Here is a 14,003-nt window from a genome sequence, read left to right on the forward strand (position 1 = left end):
CGGCACTGAAGTACCGGTTCCGAGAAAGCATTAATTTTCTTAACTTAATGGCAGTAGAGATGTCTTATATATTATAAGTTTAGGATACTTAATAGATACTAAATCAGGCTGTATAAATAAGTTTTTCGTGAATTGTGTTTCCGCTCAGTTCAACATATCGCATCGGGTACATGTCCAGATCAAGAGGACGGACAAAACCGCGTGTGACGACAACTTTGGTTCCCTGTATTTCTTTGACCGAGTCAATATGTTTGTGCCCTGAGAGTGTCAGAATCAGGTTAGGATATGGAAAGAGCCTTTTTTGCACTTCTAGTGTATTATTTAAAACGTATTTGTGAATATCTTTTTCTTCTGTGCCGCCCCAGTAGTTTGTATAGGGATGGTGGTTGAGTATCACTGTCGGTTTGTTCTGTTTGAGAACTTTTTCCGCAAAAGCCATTGTCTCTTGTGTGTAGGCTCCGTTGTTATGGTTTTCTATACAGCTGTCAAGCCCTAAAATATTGTAGCCCTTTGTTGCCAAAAGCCAGTCTTTCCCCTCTACATGTAACTCTTTTGCACTGCAGAACATATTTTTAAACTCTTGGAGATTGATCTGTTTGTCACCGCTTGGAAAAGACTCTTTGTTTCCTCTGACTGTGTAGTAAGGACAGTGAAGTGTGTCGGCAATCTCTTTAAATTTCAGTGCGTCACTGTCTTTGGGCGCATTGTTGTTAAAGTTGTCTCCGCCAAAAAGCACAAAGTCCAAATCTTTGTAGTTTTTGTTGATAAAGTCAGCCATAAGCTGCATCGCTTCGACACTGTCACTGTCACTCAGATCCATATGCGAATCTGTGACATGTATAAACTTCAGTGTTTTTTTCGAATCTGTCTGAGCGGCGGCCATTAAAGGCATCGCACCGGCGACTACTGCACTCTTTAAAAAGTTTCTTCGTGATATTTGTGACATTGTTTTTCCCTCTCTTTGTTTAAATATGCTCTACAGTAATGTAGCATCACTGACAATACATTTTCCCCCGTATGTCTCCAAAAACTTTTTAAGATCTTTTTGCATGTTCTCTAACAGTTCTTTTTTGCAAACACTAAAGACCAGGATATTGCTCAGTACATCCGAGACATCATCTGCTGTCTGAAAACCGTGACCCCCATAGCCTTCTACATCTTTGATGACAGTATACCCGCCTATCTTATGCTTTTTAAAAACTTTTAAGAGTCTCTTTATATAAACAGACTCAATGATGACTTCGATTTTTTTCATCTTTTACCCCCAAAATGTTGTTATCATATAATAGTACAACGGTATACCTAATGAAATGTTGAATGGGAAGGTAACTGCCAGACTTAACGGTAGATAGATTCCCGGATTTGCTTCAGGTACAGAGAGTCTCATAGCTGCCGGAACGGCGATATAAGAGGCACTCGCACTGAGCAGTGCCAAAAGAAAAGCATCCCCTTTTTCAATTCCGAAGAAATAGGCTACCGCTACAGCTACAGAGGCATTGACCATCGGCATAATGAGTGCAAATCCTATCAAAAACATTCCCACTTTTTTCAGTTCATGAATTTTTCTTGCTGCAACAAGACCCATGTCAAGAAGGAAAAATGCAAGCATCCCTTTAAAGAGCGTTCCAAAAAGTGGCTCCATAGAGTGCCATCCTTTGTCTCCTGTCAATATCCCAATGGCAAGCGCGCCTATAAGTAAAAATACAGAAGGGTTTAAAAATGCTTCCCGTAAAATTTCTTTTATACTGGTATTTTCATCTTCTGCGTCAGAACTTTTGGCAAAGAGTGCTGCAAAAACCAGGCCTATAACAATAGCCGGTGATTCCATGAGTGCCATAGACGCAACCATAAACCCGCCATGCGCAACACCTATAGTGTCAAGATAGGTAATCCCTGTAATAAAAGTAACAGCACTGATAGATCCAAAAGTCGCCGCAATGGCTATGGCATTATAAACATCTATTTTCATTCTTAAGATAAAAAAACTGTATACCGGGACAAGCATAGACATAACTACGGCGATAAGCAGGGCTTTAAAGATGTATGTACTGAGTCCGCTTTGGGAAAGTTCATGCCCACCGTGCAAACCGATTGCTATAAGCAGATACAGAGAAAACAGTTTAGGTAATGGCTGCGGAATAGTTAAGTCAGATTTTAAGAAAATGGCCAGCATTCCCAAAAAAAAGAACAAAACAGGTGGGTTTAGCATATTTTGTAAAATTATATCGATATTCATTTTTTAAACTCCTATTGCATAAAGGCGGTATCTGTTTATTTTCAGATTTTTTATCTGTAGTGTAGCAAAACAAACCTTTATCTTTATGTGGTTTATCCCTCCTTTTCCCCTAAAAAAGGAGGGATAAAGGTACGGTTTTTATTCGCCTTGCCCTAAAGAGTAGGCGCGTTCACCGTTAAGCATATAAAGGTTTTCAGTTTTGATAACCTCTATGCCTGCTGCATCAATTCTGTTCATCATATCTGTAATATCACTGTTACTTATGATATCTCCTTGGTTTTTAGCATAGTATCTACATCTCCAGTGGTCTGTCAGGAAAGTTTCCGGATGACCGTTCGGGTAGACTTTCTGACCACGGTTCGAGATCATTTTGAGTGCCATACCTGTATCTTTTGCCAGTTCAACCAGCTTGTCACCGATAGTATTAGCATCACAGTCATCTCTTGTAAAGATATCGACACCGATAAGATCCATTTTTTCGCTTCTTACATTTGAAAGAACAGGTTTTTTGATCTGAATCGCTTTGTCATATCTTACCGGAGCAAGTGTTGACGGCTCTTGACCAAGTCTCTCGATTACTGCATCAGCGAACTCTTTTGTTCCCACTTCAGTGTGTTCTTTGCCCTGCGCTTTAAGTTTTCTTGCAAGATCGTATGTCACGATACCGTCTTCAATGGTTTTCAACCAGGCATTGTGTACTTTTTCAGCTACTTCCGGTTGACCAACCTGAACCATCATCATCACGCCAGAGAGTAAAAGACCTGACGGGTTTGCTTTGTTCTTCCCTGCATGACGAGGCGCAGAACCGTGAATCGCTTCATACATTGCGATATCCGCACCAACATTTGCACCCGGAGCAATCCCTACAGAACCGGTCATAAGTCCAAGGATGTCTGTTGCAACATCTCCGTAAAGGTTAGGCATTAACACCATGTCAAAATCTTCAGGAGCATCTACAAGTTTTGCCATACCGATGTCTATAATCCAGTCATCCGCCTGAATTTCAGGGTAGTTTTTGGCAGTTTCGTAGAATACTTTTACAAAAAGACCATCTGTTATTTTCATGATGTTGTCTTTGATCATACATGTGATTCTTTTTCTGCCGTATGCTTTGGCATACTCAAATGCGTACTGGCATATTTTTTCACAACCCGGTCTTGTAATGATTTTAAGACACTGTGTTACTTCAGGCGTTTGCTGATGCTCTATCCCTGCGTATAAATCTTCTTCATTCTCACGAATAGTGACAACATTCATACCCGGATATCTTGAAGGTATAAACGGATCATAAGAGATAGCCGGACGAACATTTGCATACAAACCAAGTGTTTTACGGATAGTGACATTTAAACTTTTGTATCCGCCTCCCTGAGGTGTTGTAATAGGTGCCTTGAAAAGCACTTTGTTCTTCTTGATAGATGCCCATGCCTCATCAGTAATTCCTGAAGTATTCCCTGCAAGGTATACTTTTTCTCCAACATCAATGTGTTCCCACTCTACATCTGCACCTGCAGCATCAAGTACTCTGATACTCGCATCCATAATCTCCGGACCGATTCCGTCTCCGCGTGCTACTGTAATAGTTCTTTTTGCCATTTTAATTCTCCTTAATAGAATTCTTCTTCATAATATTTGAGAAATCATCATTTTGATAATGATTTCCACCTGCATTTGAAAACATGCCGGTATTTTAATAAAAATAAAAGATTAAGTCTTTACAGGTTTTATTATTAAAATTATCTATTTTTAATCTGTTTATATGCAAATATTATTCTATATATCTTCAATTTTTATTTAAAATATTTACTTTTGGAAAATTAACACTTCTGAATGTGCCTGTTTAAAGGGGTTTGTGTTAAAACTTGATTGAGAGGTAAAAGCTTAAATCAAAATGATTGTCGTCAGAGAGATATTTGTTCTTTTTGTAGATGGCATAGGGTGGTTGGGTTGTTGTTTCGTATTCACTGTTTGGAAGCCATTCGGTGTAAACCCAGTATAAAAAGTGCAAAAAATCTCCATCGGCACCGGTAATGTCAAATTTGGCATAGACACCTTTTGCAATGTTGAGTTTTGGCAGTCTTTCGTAATCAATTTTGCTTTTATCATTGACTTTTATGCAGGCGACATACTGGCACTCTTCGAGGTGGGTGACGGTAGGGTTGTCATGAAAAAGGGCGATATGCTCGTAATCTTTAATGTTGTTGCTGTAGGTCCATGTCTGCACTTTCTGCCAGGTTTGTTTGATTTGGTCATTGTATCCGTTGTGCCGCATATAGTAAACTTCGATTTGGGGCATATTGACTATAGTCGCTTCAATGTTGTTATAGGTGGCATTGGAAGCGATTGCTTTTTTTGATTCTGCAAGAATTGTTTGAGAGTATGCTTTATGCCCGCCTTTTTTCCATGCCGTAGGGGTCATGGAAAATCTCTCTTTAAAAACACGGATAAAAGAGGTCTGTGAGCTGTATCCGCATAAAGCGGCTATCTGGGTGATAGTGGAATATTTGTTTGTCAGCAGCAAAGAAGAGGCTTTTTGCAGTCGGATAGATTTGATGCTTTCATAAATATTTCTTCCGAAAACCTCTTTGTAAATTTTGTGCATATAGACTTTGCTGATGTTAAACTGCTGGGCCAACTCATCCATATTGATGTCTGTATCTATATTTGTGTATATATAGTAGAGTATATCGTTTGAGATTTGTGTTTTTTTATTGAGTGTTTCTCGCTTCATAATGTAATTATTGCATAATTCGGGTTAAAGGAGTTTGAGTGCTTTTTGCACATCTTTTTTTTCTATTTTCTCTTTGCCTCTGCCAAAATGGGCTTTTTTCTTTATTTTGCCAAAGTAAGATGTGTCACCGCCTAGCTTTACATGTAAGGCAAGTGCCATAGCGGTGATGGGATGTCCTGCATTTGGGCTTTCGTGCTTTTTGCCGTCTGCATAAAAAGCAAAAATGTTTTTTTGTTTTGCAAGGAGCATGATGAGCAGTGCCGTCAGCCGTGAGGGGATGAAGTTTGCAAAGTCATCGAGTCTTGCCGCACATTTTCCGAATTTTTCGTATTTTTCATTTTTGTAGCCGACCATGGAGTCCATTGTGTTGATGGCTTTGTAGATGATAATGCCCGGCAGATTAAAAAGCAGCAGATAAAAAATCGGGGCGACAACACCGTCACTCAGATTCTCCGCATAGGTCTCAATCGCCGCCTTGTAGACGTCACTCTCACTCATCTCTTGCGTATCGCGTGATACCAGCATGGCAATCGCCTCTTTTTTGTTCTTTACATGTAAGACATTCTCAACAGCATCACGAAGCATCTTGTGTGCGATAAACATGGAGGCTATCAACGAACTGATGAGAATGTTTAAAAAGGAGTTGAAAAACTGCAGATAGAGATAAAGCGAAATACTGAAAAAACTCACAATCCCCAGCACAAACAGCACTAACAAACAGCCGCGTGTTATAGAATCTTTGTAAAATTTCTCTTCAAAAAAAGTGATAATCTCGCCTATCACAATCACCGGATGTTTTATGAAAGAGAACTCCCCGAATTTTCTATCGATGAGGTAGGCAAAGAGTGCGATGAAAATGTTATGTATCATGTAGTGCCTTTTGAATAGCGTCTATGTTTACATGTAAAGTAATATGCTCGGCAAAATCGGCAATGGCATCTTTTTTAAATGCTTTAAAATTGTAGCCTTTGTACTTTTTGTTGAGTCCGTGAAAGACTTTATAGCGAAAGGCATCATTCTCAAAAATTCCGTGTACAAAAGTACCGTAGAGGTTTTTCTTTTTTTTGGAACGTTTTTTGGCGACCGCGTTATGGATCTCATACCCCTCTACCATAACGCCCTGCAGGTTATAACAGCCTTTTTGTACAATTTTTTCTTTTTGAAAAACAACATTTCCTTTGAAGCGTCCAAATCCCTGTGTCATCTCTTTTTCTGATTCTATATGCTCCGGGTCAAGAATCTTTTCAAACAGCATCTCATACCCTCCGCAGATTGCTATGATATGTCTGTTTTTATCGTGTAAGAGAGTTTCAAAGCCGCGTTTTTTCAGCCAAAGCAAGTCATCGACAACCCGCTTGCTTCCGGGAATGATGAGCAGGTCATAATGCTTGGCTTCACTTACACTGGCAACAAAGTTCAGCTCAATTTCCGCATCAACAACAAGAGGCTCAAAGTCGGTAAAGTTACTGATGTGCGGGAGTTTGATAACGCCGACTTTTATGATGGAGTGAGAAGTGTCCTGTGTGTAGCCCATCAGCGAAGCAGAGTCTTCAAAGCCGAGATTAAAAGGGCGAAAGGGAACGACGCCTAAAACTTTGATGCCAAAATCTTTCTCAATGATTTGGACTCCTTCATCAAACAAAGACATATCTCCCTGAAATTTATTGACAATAACACCGATAACGTTTTTACGAAGCTGTTTGGGCAAAAGATGGTACACACCGTAAATGGAGGCAAAAACACCGCCTCTTTGAATGTCTGCGACAAGCACTATTTTTGTCTGAAACTCTTGTGCCACATAGATGTTTGAGAGGTCTTTGTCCATCAGGTTGAGTTCAACCGGACTGCCGGCCCCCTCGGCGATGATGCAGTCATACTCTTTTTGCAGGGCAGTAAATGCCTCTTTGACGATGGGTCTGAGCCGTTTCATATCTTTGTAGTAGCTCCAAACATCGGTATCGCCGACACTTTTGCCGTTGATAATCATGTGGGCTCTGCTCGCTCCGCCTGATTTTAAGAGTATGGGATTAAAAAGCGGGGTTGTTTTGAGCCCAATCGCCTCAGCGGCAAAGGCTTGAGGAATGGCAATCTCTCCTGCTCTAATGTCTGTAACAAGAGAATTATTTGAGACATTCTGTGCTTTAAAAGGGGCAACACGAATTCCTCTGTGGTGCAAAAGATAGGTCAAGGCAAAGCTAAGCGTGGATTTGCCTGCATCACTGCTTGTGCCAAAGATGCTCAAAGAGTGCATTGTTTAGTCTTGCCACAGCATATTGAGTTTGTCAAGATTCTCAAGGAAATTATCCGGTTTGACATAACCGTTGATGATGAGCAGGGTTTTTTGCGTATCAGGGTCTATAAGAAACGTACGCGGGCTAAAAGGTGCCGGAAATTTCTCAGCAGGGTACTCTCCCTCATCAAAGTTTTTATACACAAGCACAACAATCACCTCTTTTTTCAGGCGCGCATGTACTGTGGGGTCGGTAAATGTACGGTCTTCCAGACGGTCACACCAGGGACATTCGGCTTTGGTGACGACAAGCATCAGCGGACGATGCGCTTTTTTTGCCTTGGCAAGTGCCGTGTAATAGTCACGCTCAAAGCCCATTTTTTGAGCATATTCGTCCAAGTCGGCGCGTCCAAAGAGGCTAAGGACTAGCAATAGCATACTAAGTATGATTTTCATCTGTTTCTCCATTGTAAGTTGTAAGCGCATATTTGAGCGCTGCATGTGAACTGCTGTCTTTGACGGCAAAGCGGAGCCATTCGTCTGTAAGATAGTCAAAACTCCCGCAGGTTCGCACAAGTATCTTATGTGTGAGCAGGTGCGTAAATATTTCCTCCGCTTTTGGCGAGTGCACTAAGATGAAGTTCGCATCACTCTGGACAATTTGTTCAAACAGCCCACAACTTTTTAAAATTGTAAGCAGTTCCTGTTTTTGGCGTACATGTAAGGCTAAGCTTTCGTTTTTAAAGGCTTCATCCTGGAGACGTTCTTTCAAAAACTCCACATCAAGCGAAGAGATGTTCCAAAGTGGCGGCTGCAGTTTTTTGATATTTTTTTTGTGTGAAAAAACAGCCCCTATCCGCACTCCCGCACAGCTGTAAAACTTTGAAAACGACTGAACGATATAGAGCTTTTTGTACTCTTGTATCATCATGCGAAAAGAAGGGTGCCCTTCAAATTCTAAAAAACTCTCATCTAAAATAATAGTGCACTTTTTCTTTTTCCATTCTCTAAAAAGTGTTTCAATCTCATAAAAACTTCCCTCAGGTGTGGCAGGATTGACAAAAATCACAATAGACTTTTTCTTTACCGGAGCATCTAAATTTTTAATACGGTTGATTTTGTAAATATTTTTTTTACTTCGCAAAGCCGCCTTTTCATACTCTCCGTAAAGTGGTGCATAGAGCAGGACATTTTTTTCTTTTAAGGAATCAAGAAGCGCATAAATAGCAGCCGTAGCTCCATTATAAAGCGCAATCTGTGATTTTTTCAAAGCATATTTGTCTGCAATGATTTTTTTCAGTGCTTTGTAGCTGTTCTCAGCATACTTTGCAAGAGTGGCATTGTTTACATGTAACGCAGTCTGGGGTTGATAAAGATTGATGTTTGATGAAAAATCAATAATTTCATCACTGCTGCACCCGAGTCGTTTTGCATACTTATATATATTTGCACCATGTTTCATACGCGGATTTTACCAAAAGTTTACTAATTTTATTTGGTTTGAGAGAAAAACTTTAATCGACATTTTGTGTGTTATGTACGGATATTGACAAATAACACACAAAATATATGGTTATTTTCGTATACAAGATTAAACGAACACTTTATTTTTAAGCAAAAGATGATTTTTTTGATAAAAAGTACATAATTGTTTGAATTTGTTGGACTTCTTAATAATTAACACACATTTTGAATGATAGCTAATTGTGTGATTTAAGGTTATTCTGCCTATAATATGTGTTAATAAGTAGTTATCTTAAAAAAGGAAAAAAATTGGAAACAGGGATAAGTGTTTTAATTGGTGTTATTGCTACATATTTTTTCGCAAAATATTATTTTGAAAAAAGTATAAATAAATCTTTAACACCCTACATAGATTTCACATCATCAATTTTAAGCAATATTGATGATGATGTTAAAAAAGTTTTAGATATTAAATATAAGGGTATGAAGGTTGATAATTTAACTGAAATACAATTATTAGTCGCTAATACTGGCGATATCGCAATTAGAGATTTAATACATCCTTTAGAAGTTCAACTACCAAATAGTATTAGTATTATAGATGTTGTTATACTGTATATTTACCCAGAAGGTAGAGAAGTTAATTTAAAACTTGAAGAAAATAAAATAATTTTAAATTTTGATTTATTAAATCAAAAAGATTTCTTTGTTGTAAAGTTCCTTTTTGATGGAAAATTAAGGGTATCAGATTTTAAGTTTAAAATAGTAGTTGATGACCTACCTCCAATTATAACAGCAAAAAGAATGCCTTATGACTTAATTGAAGAAGAAGCTAAAGAAACAAAAAAAAGTTCTTTTGATTATGGTGAAATTATTTCTGGTATTGTTCTACTTACAATAGGCTTTTCTTTGTTTTATACAGCTTATTCATCTAATCTAAATTTTCCAGATATACATATTAAAACTTTTTTTGAAGATATAGAAAAAATTAATATTGATGATTTACAATTAGGTATATTTACAAAATGGATTTCATACTTAATGGGTATTGCATTATCTTTCGCAAGTCTTGCCCTTTTGTTTGGTTTTATTGAAAAAATAAATCCATTTAGAGATAAAAATACATTTGTTTTGCCAAAAGAAATTTACAAATCAAAATCATTACTTTTAAAACAAGATAATATTATAGAGGATAACAAAACAGAGTAGCCAATAAATTACCTAGCGGAAATTTATTGGCTATCTTCGATCGTTGTCTGAACGCTTCGCATTCAGACAACGGCAGCGCGGGTTGAACACCCGCTTATTGTCTGCTGCATCCGCATCAGACAACAACCGGGAGGAGTGGACAACCAAATCTGAAAATTACATTTTCATATTCAGTCGCCACTCACCCGCGCTGCCGTTATACATCCACAGAAACTTATCAAAAATTTTACAATTTAATATAAAAATGATATACTTCTTATATGAAATTTGAATATGATATAAAAAAGAGCTTATCAAATAAGCAAAAACACGGTATTGATTTTGAAGAAGCTAAACTTCTTTGGAATGATGACAATATGGTTGAAATTAGAACATCTTACGAAGATGAAGAAAGATTTATCACTATTGGCAAGATTACTGCAAAAATTTATGCAGTAGTAACAACATACCGTAAAGAAAATATAAGAATTATATCTGCACGAAGAGCAAGAAAAAAGGAGATTGAAATCTATGAAAGCTGAAGAATTTGATAAAATATTTGATGATAATGAAGAAGATATCATTGATTATCTTGATATGTCAACAATAAGAAGACCAAACTTGGAACCAAAAAGAATTAATATTGATTTTCCTGCTTGGATGGTGAAAAAACTTGATGAAGAAGCAAAACATATTGGTGTGAGCCGTCAGGCTATAATAAAAACTTGGCTAGCTGACAAGATTATGCAAATTGAGCATCATAAAGTAGCTGTATAACAAGTACGAGGAGACCAATAATTTACCCTATCGGGAAAATTATTGCTCACGAAAAACGTTATCCGCTCACTGCGCCCCCGTTATCTCCTTGCAAAAACTTCTAAAACATTGTAGAATACATAGTATATACATATTTCGGAGAATAAATGTTTAAAAATAAAAGCATCATGTACAACTATGAAAAGAACTCCCTCTTGAAAAAAGAGAGAGGCATTGGTTTTGAAGATGTGATTTTATCATTAGAAAATGGTGATTTACTGGATGATATTTCTCATCCAAATAAAGAAAAATATCCCAATCAAGATATTTTTATCATTTTTATTCGCATAAAAGAGTATGTTTACTTAGTTCCTTATGTTGAGAACGAAGATGAAATATTTTTAAAAACAATTATTCCATCACGAAAGATGAATAAAAAATATTTAAAAGGAGTCAAAAATGGCTAATTTAGACGAATTTGAACTTGATATTTTATCAGGTGTTGAGAATGGAGAGTGGGAGACTAAGGGAAATATTGATGAAAGAAGAGTTCAACTGCAATCCATCATAAAACATCAAAAGAAAAAAGCTATTTCTATTAGAATTTCTGAAAATGATTTATATGAACTTAAAAGAAAATCTTTAGAGAGTTCTATCCCTTATCAAAATTTAATTCAGATGCTTATTCATCAATTTACTACTGATAAAATTAGATTGAGTATATAAAAGATAACAAAACAGAGTAGCCAATAAATTACCTAGCGGCAATTTATTGGCTATCTTCGACTTCCCCCTCCACAACAACTTTCCAAACTTGACAAAAATAGTATAATTTTTATACTTGAAGATAAAAGGATTTATGTGAAATTTGAGTATGATGAAAATAAAAGTCAAATCAATAAACAAAAGCATGGAATAGATTTTGTCAAAGCATAAAAACTTTGGCAGGACGAAGATACACTTGTAATTCCTGCAAATATTGTTGATAATGAAATTCGCTATGCTCTCATCTCAAAAACGACAAGACCAAATGCTCTCAAAACAGATACTAAAAAAGTAAATGTTGATTTCCCTCAATGGGTAATAGAATCCTTAGACAAAGAAGCAAAGAAAATCGGTGTTACAAGACAGTCTATCATTAAAGTTTGGATAGCTGAAAGACTTAAAAAAGAGACTGGACATTTGCAAGTAAGTTAACAAAGCAAAGTAACAAATAAATTACCCAGCGGCAATTTATTGGCTGTCTTCAGTCGTTAGCATCCTCAAAAATTTAATCTTGCTTAATTTAAGTTCTCTAAACGGGAACTATGTTATAATTTGCCTATGAGAATAATTTCAAAGAAAAAACTAAAAGATTTTTATGAGCAGTCAAAATATACAGACTCTAAAAGTTCTTTAGAAGCTTGGCATAAAGAGGTCTTAAAACTTAATTGGAACACATAAACAATACGATAAAGTCAATATGGAGGATCTATAAGATGAATATTAAACCAATCAAAAATGAACAAGACTACAATGATGCACTTCAGAAAATTGAAGCTTTAATGAGTGCCACACCAAATACGCCTGAGATGGATGAGTTAGAGGTGTTAACAACTTTAGTAGAGGCTTATGAAGAACAACATTATAAAATCGATGCACCTGACCCAATAGAAGCTATTAAGTTTAGAATGGAACAAGAGGGTTTAAAGCAAAAAGACTTGGTTTCTATTGTTGGAAGTAAGTCTAGAGTATCTGAAATTTTAAATAAAAAAAGAAAACTAACTATTGAGATGATTAGAAATTTACATAAGCAATTGCATATACCAATAGAGAGTCTTTTTTTAGATTATAAAACTAACTGTGCTTAAATGCTAACAAACTAGAGTGGTCAGAAGAAGCTCTTGAAAAAAATCATAATAATGCTCATTTTAGTTAATTCACTGTTTTCTAGTGATTATCAATATGAAGAAGAAAGAGATACTCCGGAATATGAGAACTACCAATGTGATGGAAGAGAATATTGCTCGCAAATGACCTCATGCGAAGAAGCGACTTATTTTATAAATAATTGTCCAAATACCAAAATGGATGGAGATCATGATGGTGTTCCATGCGAGAGACAATGGTGCAAAGGCTTGTAATATAAAGCTGCATGATGCCGATTGACTTGTTGCCTTAGATTTTAGGAGGCATTATACATTTCTTTGGCACGTTTTGTTTTTTTGTCGTGGTTTATTCGCAGTAGGGCATAAAAGGCTGCTGCTGTGTTGCGCTGTTTTTGCAGCTCTGCAGGGGTGATTTTTCTCTTTTTCTTTTGGTTGTATGTTGCTAAAAACACTCTTGTAAAAAGCTGTCTGTTTTTTGGATTAAAAGAGAGCAGCGCAACGGCGGTGTCAAATGCAAACTCTCCCAGCCCACCGTCTATAAAGTCAAATACGGCGATGTTGTTTTTATGAAAAAGGGTGTTGTCTTTGAAGATATCTCCATGGATGAAGCCTTCCTCCTTTTGACGTATATTTTTCACACATGAGAGCTTTTTATAATAGGCGTAATGATTTTTTTTGACAAAGCCAAGCATCTTGTTTATTTCATAGGCTGCTAAAAAAGGGCGGGCATTTGTAAAGTCTTTGCTCTGGTTGTGAAACTCTGCCAAAAATCTTGCAAGTGCTTGAATATGAAAAAGTTTTGTAGTTTTTGGCATGCTGCCTTGGAGTTTTGTATAGAGGTACCAGCCTTTGTTTTCTTCTAAATACTGCGGTGTATTGAGCTTACATGTAAGCAGATGCTCTAAAAGCGCCTGCTCTGTTTGAACCTTCTTTCCCATTTCTCTTTCATATTTTTTTAAAATATAGGCATCAGAACTGTTTTTTACAATGTAGGTTGTGTCCATGATGCCGTTTGTTGTGGGGATGATTTGTTTAAAATCATACTTTGGAAAAAGTTGGCATAATTGTTTGAGAGTAAGCTCTGTTTTGACACCCATTTAGATCTGGCAAACTTTCATAATCTTTGCCCAGTCCAGGTCAAAATGTTTCTCGACATAGGCTCTGTGATGTGGTACACTGCATCCGGAACAGTCCTGATGGATTGCTTCGCCGTAAATGCCCTGTTTGCCGTCTTTTGATTCGATGGCGCAATAACTAAACTGTGTTTTGTCTTCTGTTTTTTTGAAACCCTCGTCATTAAAACGGAAATTCGGACAGGAACAGAGGTAGCAGTTGAGGCTCTCCATATCATGGCATTTTTTGTTTTTGGCATACAGCGGGCAAAAATCGACCTCTTTTTCTTTCATGTTTTCAAAATCAAAGTAGTCGATGATCTGTTGTTTGTTTAGCCCCTGCTGTAGGAGTTTGTCAATTATTTTTTTATGTGCCTCTGCGTGTTCTTGCACCCATGTTTCATAACCCATATAGATT

The 14,003-nt window shown here is 37.0% G+C and carries 20 protein-coding genes; 9 read left to right on the top strand and 11 right to left on the bottom strand.

Going from position 1 to position 14,003, the window contains the following annotated elements:
* Positions 1 to 103: 103 nt before the first annotated feature.
* From LCX93_RS00460 to LCX93_RS00500, 9 genes are all read right to left on the bottom strand, one after another.
* Positions 104 to 946 carry a metallophosphoesterase gene (locus LCX93_RS00460; RefSeq protein WP_226067024.1) on the bottom strand — a complete coding sequence of 281 codons (843 nt, stop codon included), beginning with the start codon at positions 944 to 946 and terminating at the stop codon, positions 104 to 106.
* A 30-nt stretch (positions 947 to 976) separates the two neighbouring features.
* The gene (locus tag LCX93_RS00465; protein WP_193150893.1) at positions 977 to 1,255 is read right to left on the bottom strand and encodes a P-II family nitrogen regulator; all 279 of its coding nucleotides are present in this window, start codon (positions 1,253 to 1,255) and stop codon (positions 977 to 979) included.
* A gap of 3 nt (positions 1,256 to 1,258) precedes the next feature.
* On the bottom strand, positions 1,259 to 2,236 hold the full coding sequence (locus tag LCX93_RS00470) for a sodium-dependent bicarbonate transport family permease (protein ID WP_226067026.1): 978 nt from the start codon (positions 2,234 to 2,236) through the stop codon (positions 1,259 to 1,261).
* A 138-nt stretch (positions 2,237 to 2,374) separates the two neighbouring features.
* Positions 2,375 to 3,832 carry an NADP-dependent isocitrate dehydrogenase gene (locus tag LCX93_RS00475; RefSeq protein ID WP_226067028.1) on the bottom strand — a complete coding sequence of 486 codons (1,458 nt, stop codon included), beginning with the start codon at positions 3,830 to 3,832 and terminating at the stop codon, positions 2,375 to 2,377.
* Between the two features lie 259 nt (positions 3,833 to 4,091).
* Entirely contained in the window at positions 4,092 to 4,967 is an 876-nt protein-coding gene (locus tag LCX93_RS00480) for an AraC family transcriptional regulator (protein WP_226067030.1), read from the bottom strand.
* Positions 4,968 to 4,991: 24 nt separating this feature from the next.
* Entirely contained in the window at positions 4,992 to 5,837 is an 846-nt protein-coding gene (gene cbiB, locus LCX93_RS00485) for an adenosylcobinamide-phosphate synthase CbiB (RefSeq protein WP_226067032.1), read from the bottom strand.
* Positions 5,827 to 7,218, bottom strand: a complete 1,392-nt coding sequence (locus LCX93_RS00490; RefSeq protein ID WP_226067034.1) for a cobyric acid synthase — start codon at positions 7,216 to 7,218, stop codon at positions 5,827 to 5,829. The genes cbiB and LCX93_RS00490 overlap by 11 nt, the downstream gene beginning before the upstream one ends.
* A 3-nt stretch (positions 7,219 to 7,221) precedes the next feature.
* On the bottom strand, positions 7,222 to 7,653 hold the full coding sequence (locus LCX93_RS00495) for a thioredoxin family protein (protein ID WP_226067036.1): 432 nt from the start codon (positions 7,651 to 7,653) through the stop codon (positions 7,222 to 7,224).
* The gene (locus LCX93_RS00500) at positions 7,637 to 8,659 is read right to left on the bottom strand and encodes an aminotransferase class I/II-fold pyridoxal phosphate-dependent enzyme (protein WP_226067038.1); all 1,023 of its coding nucleotides are present in this window, start codon (positions 8,657 to 8,659) and stop codon (positions 7,637 to 7,639) included. The genes LCX93_RS00495 and LCX93_RS00500 overlap by 17 nt, the downstream gene beginning before the upstream one ends.
* A 311-nt stretch (positions 8,660 to 8,970) precedes the next feature.
* Between LCX93_RS00500 and LCX93_RS00505 the strand changes: the two genes are divergently transcribed.
* The 9 genes from LCX93_RS00505 (at position 8,971) to LCX93_RS00535 (ending at position 12,728) form a co-directional block, all read left to right on the top strand.
* The gene (locus LCX93_RS00505; RefSeq protein WP_226067040.1) at positions 8,971 to 9,870 is read left to right on the top strand and encodes a hypothetical protein; all 900 of its coding nucleotides are present in this window, start codon (positions 8,971 to 8,973) and stop codon (positions 9,868 to 9,870) included.
* Between the two features lie 260 nt (positions 9,871 to 10,130).
* Positions 10,131 to 10,391, top strand: coding sequence for a BrnT family toxin (locus LCX93_RS00510; RefSeq protein ID WP_226067042.1), 261 nt, complete (start codon positions 10,131 to 10,133; stop codon positions 10,389 to 10,391).
* Complete coding sequence (gene brnA, locus LCX93_RS00515; RefSeq protein WP_226067044.1) at positions 10,381 to 10,626, top strand: type II toxin-antitoxin system BrnA family antitoxin; 246 nt, start codon at positions 10,381 to 10,383, stop codon at positions 10,624 to 10,626. Before LCX93_RS00510 ends, brnA (LCX93_RS00515) begins: the two co-directional genes overlap by 11 nt.
* 146 nt (positions 10,627 to 10,772) lie before the next feature.
* The gene (locus tag LCX93_RS00520) at positions 10,773 to 11,072 is read left to right on the top strand and encodes a BrnT family toxin (protein ID WP_226067046.1); all 300 of its coding nucleotides are present in this window, start codon (positions 10,773 to 10,775) and stop codon (positions 11,070 to 11,072) included.
* On the top strand, positions 11,065 to 11,331 hold the full coding sequence (locus LCX93_RS00525; protein WP_226067048.1) for a hypothetical protein: 267 nt from the start codon (positions 11,065 to 11,067) through the stop codon (positions 11,329 to 11,331). The genes LCX93_RS00520 and LCX93_RS00525 overlap by 8 nt, the downstream gene beginning before the upstream one ends.
* Before the next feature lie 282 nt (positions 11,332 to 11,613).
* Positions 11,614 to 11,802 carry a type II toxin-antitoxin system BrnA family antitoxin gene (brnA, locus tag LCX93_RS12660; protein ID WP_502988720.1) on the top strand — a complete coding sequence of 63 codons (189 nt, stop codon included), beginning with the start codon at positions 11,614 to 11,616 and terminating at the stop codon, positions 11,800 to 11,802.
* 126 nt (positions 11,803 to 11,928) lie between these two features.
* On the top strand, positions 11,929 to 12,048 hold the full coding sequence (locus LCX93_RS12665) for a type II toxin-antitoxin system HigB family toxin (protein WP_502988715.1): 120 nt from the start codon (positions 11,929 to 11,931) through the stop codon (positions 12,046 to 12,048).
* 35 nt (positions 12,049 to 12,083) lie between these two features.
* The gene (locus tag LCX93_RS00530; protein WP_226067050.1) at positions 12,084 to 12,455 is read left to right on the top strand and encodes a helix-turn-helix domain-containing protein; all 372 of its coding nucleotides are present in this window, start codon (positions 12,084 to 12,086) and stop codon (positions 12,453 to 12,455) included.
* 51 nt (positions 12,456 to 12,506) lie between these two features.
* Positions 12,507 to 12,728 (top strand): excalibur calcium-binding domain-containing protein, encoded by a 222-nt coding sequence (locus tag LCX93_RS00535; protein WP_226067052.1) that lies wholly within the window; start codon positions 12,507 to 12,509, stop codon positions 12,726 to 12,728.
* 41 nt (positions 12,729 to 12,769) lie between these two features.
* Here LCX93_RS00535 and LCX93_RS00540 read toward each other — a convergent pair whose 3' ends face one another.
* The gene (locus tag LCX93_RS00540) at positions 12,770 to 13,570 is read right to left on the bottom strand and encodes a phosphotransferase (protein ID WP_226067054.1); all 801 of its coding nucleotides are present in this window, start codon (positions 13,568 to 13,570) and stop codon (positions 12,770 to 12,772) included.
* A complete protein-coding gene (locus LCX93_RS00545; protein ID WP_226067055.1) occupies positions 13,571 to 13,996 on the bottom strand; it encodes a hypothetical protein in 426 nt (141 codons plus the stop codon).
* Positions 13,997 to 14,003: the final 7 nt, after the last annotated feature.

The organism is Sulfurimonas sp. SWIR-19 (assembly GCF_020410885.1).
GTDB classification, from domain to species: Bacteria; Campylobacterota; Campylobacteria; order Campylobacterales; family Sulfurimonadaceae; genus Sulfurimonas; species Sulfurimonas sediminis.

What these genes read in the sequence shown, in the direction of transcription:
- LCX93_RS00460 (WP_226067024.1), bottom strand. Translation starts at nt 946, where the DNA reads ATGTCACAAATATCACGAAGAAACTTTTTAAAGAGTGCAGTAGTCGCC.
- LCX93_RS00465 (WP_193150893.1), bottom strand. Translation starts at nt 1,255, where the DNA reads ATGAAAAAAATCGAAGTCATCATTGAGTCTGTTTATATAAAGAGACTC.
- LCX93_RS00470 (WP_226067026.1), bottom strand. Translation starts at nt 2,236, where the DNA reads ATGAATATCGATATAATTTTACAAAATATGCTAAACCCACCTGTTTTG.
- LCX93_RS00475 (WP_226067028.1), bottom strand. Translation starts at nt 3,832, where the DNA reads ATGGCAAAAAGAACTATTACAGTAGCACGCGGAGACGGAATCGGTCCG.
- LCX93_RS00480 (WP_226067030.1), bottom strand. Translation starts at nt 4,967, where the DNA reads ATGAAGCGAGAAACACTCAATAAAAAAACACAAATCTCAAACGATATA.
- cbiB (WP_226067032.1), bottom strand. Translation starts at nt 5,837, where the DNA reads ATGATACATAACATTTTCATCGCACTCTTTGCCTACCTCATCGATAGA.
- LCX93_RS00490 (WP_226067034.1), bottom strand. Translation starts at nt 7,218, where the DNA reads ATGCACTCTTTGAGCATCTTTGGCACAAGCAGTGATGCAGGCAAATCC.
- LCX93_RS00495 (WP_226067036.1), bottom strand. Translation starts at nt 7,653, where the DNA reads ATGAAAATCATACTTAGTATGCTATTGCTAGTCCTTAGCCTCTTTGGA.
- LCX93_RS00500 (WP_226067038.1), bottom strand. Translation starts at nt 8,659, where the DNA reads ATGAAACATGGTGCAAATATATATAAGTATGCAAAACGACTCGGGTGC.
- LCX93_RS00510 (WP_226067042.1), top strand. Translation starts at nt 10,131, where the DNA reads ATGAAATTTGAATATGATATAAAAAAGAGCTTATCAAATAAGCAAAAA.
- brnA (WP_226067044.1), top strand. Translation starts at nt 10,381, where the DNA reads ATGAAAGCTGAAGAATTTGATAAAATATTTGATGATAATGAAGAAGAT.
- LCX93_RS00520 (WP_226067046.1), top strand. Translation starts at nt 10,773, where the DNA reads ATGTTTAAAAATAAAAGCATCATGTACAACTATGAAAAGAACTCCCTC.
- LCX93_RS00525 (WP_226067048.1), top strand. Translation starts at nt 11,065, where the DNA reads ATGGCTAATTTAGACGAATTTGAACTTGATATTTTATCAGGTGTTGAG.
- LCX93_RS12665 (WP_502988715.1), top strand. Translation starts at nt 11,929, where the DNA reads ATGAGAATAATTTCAAAGAAAAAACTAAAAGATTTTTATGAGCAGTCA.
- LCX93_RS00530 (WP_226067050.1), top strand. Translation starts at nt 12,084, where the DNA reads ATGAATATTAAACCAATCAAAAATGAACAAGACTACAATGATGCACTT.
- LCX93_RS00535 (WP_226067052.1), top strand. Translation starts at nt 12,507, where the DNA reads ATGCTCATTTTAGTTAATTCACTGTTTTCTAGTGATTATCAATATGAA.
- LCX93_RS00540 (WP_226067054.1), bottom strand. Translation starts at nt 13,570, where the DNA reads ATGGGTGTCAAAACAGAGCTTACTCTCAAACAATTATGCCAACTTTTT.
- LCX93_RS00545 (WP_226067055.1), bottom strand. Translation starts at nt 13,996, where the DNA reads ATGGGTTATGAAACATGGGTGCAAGAACACGCAGAGGCACATAAAAAA.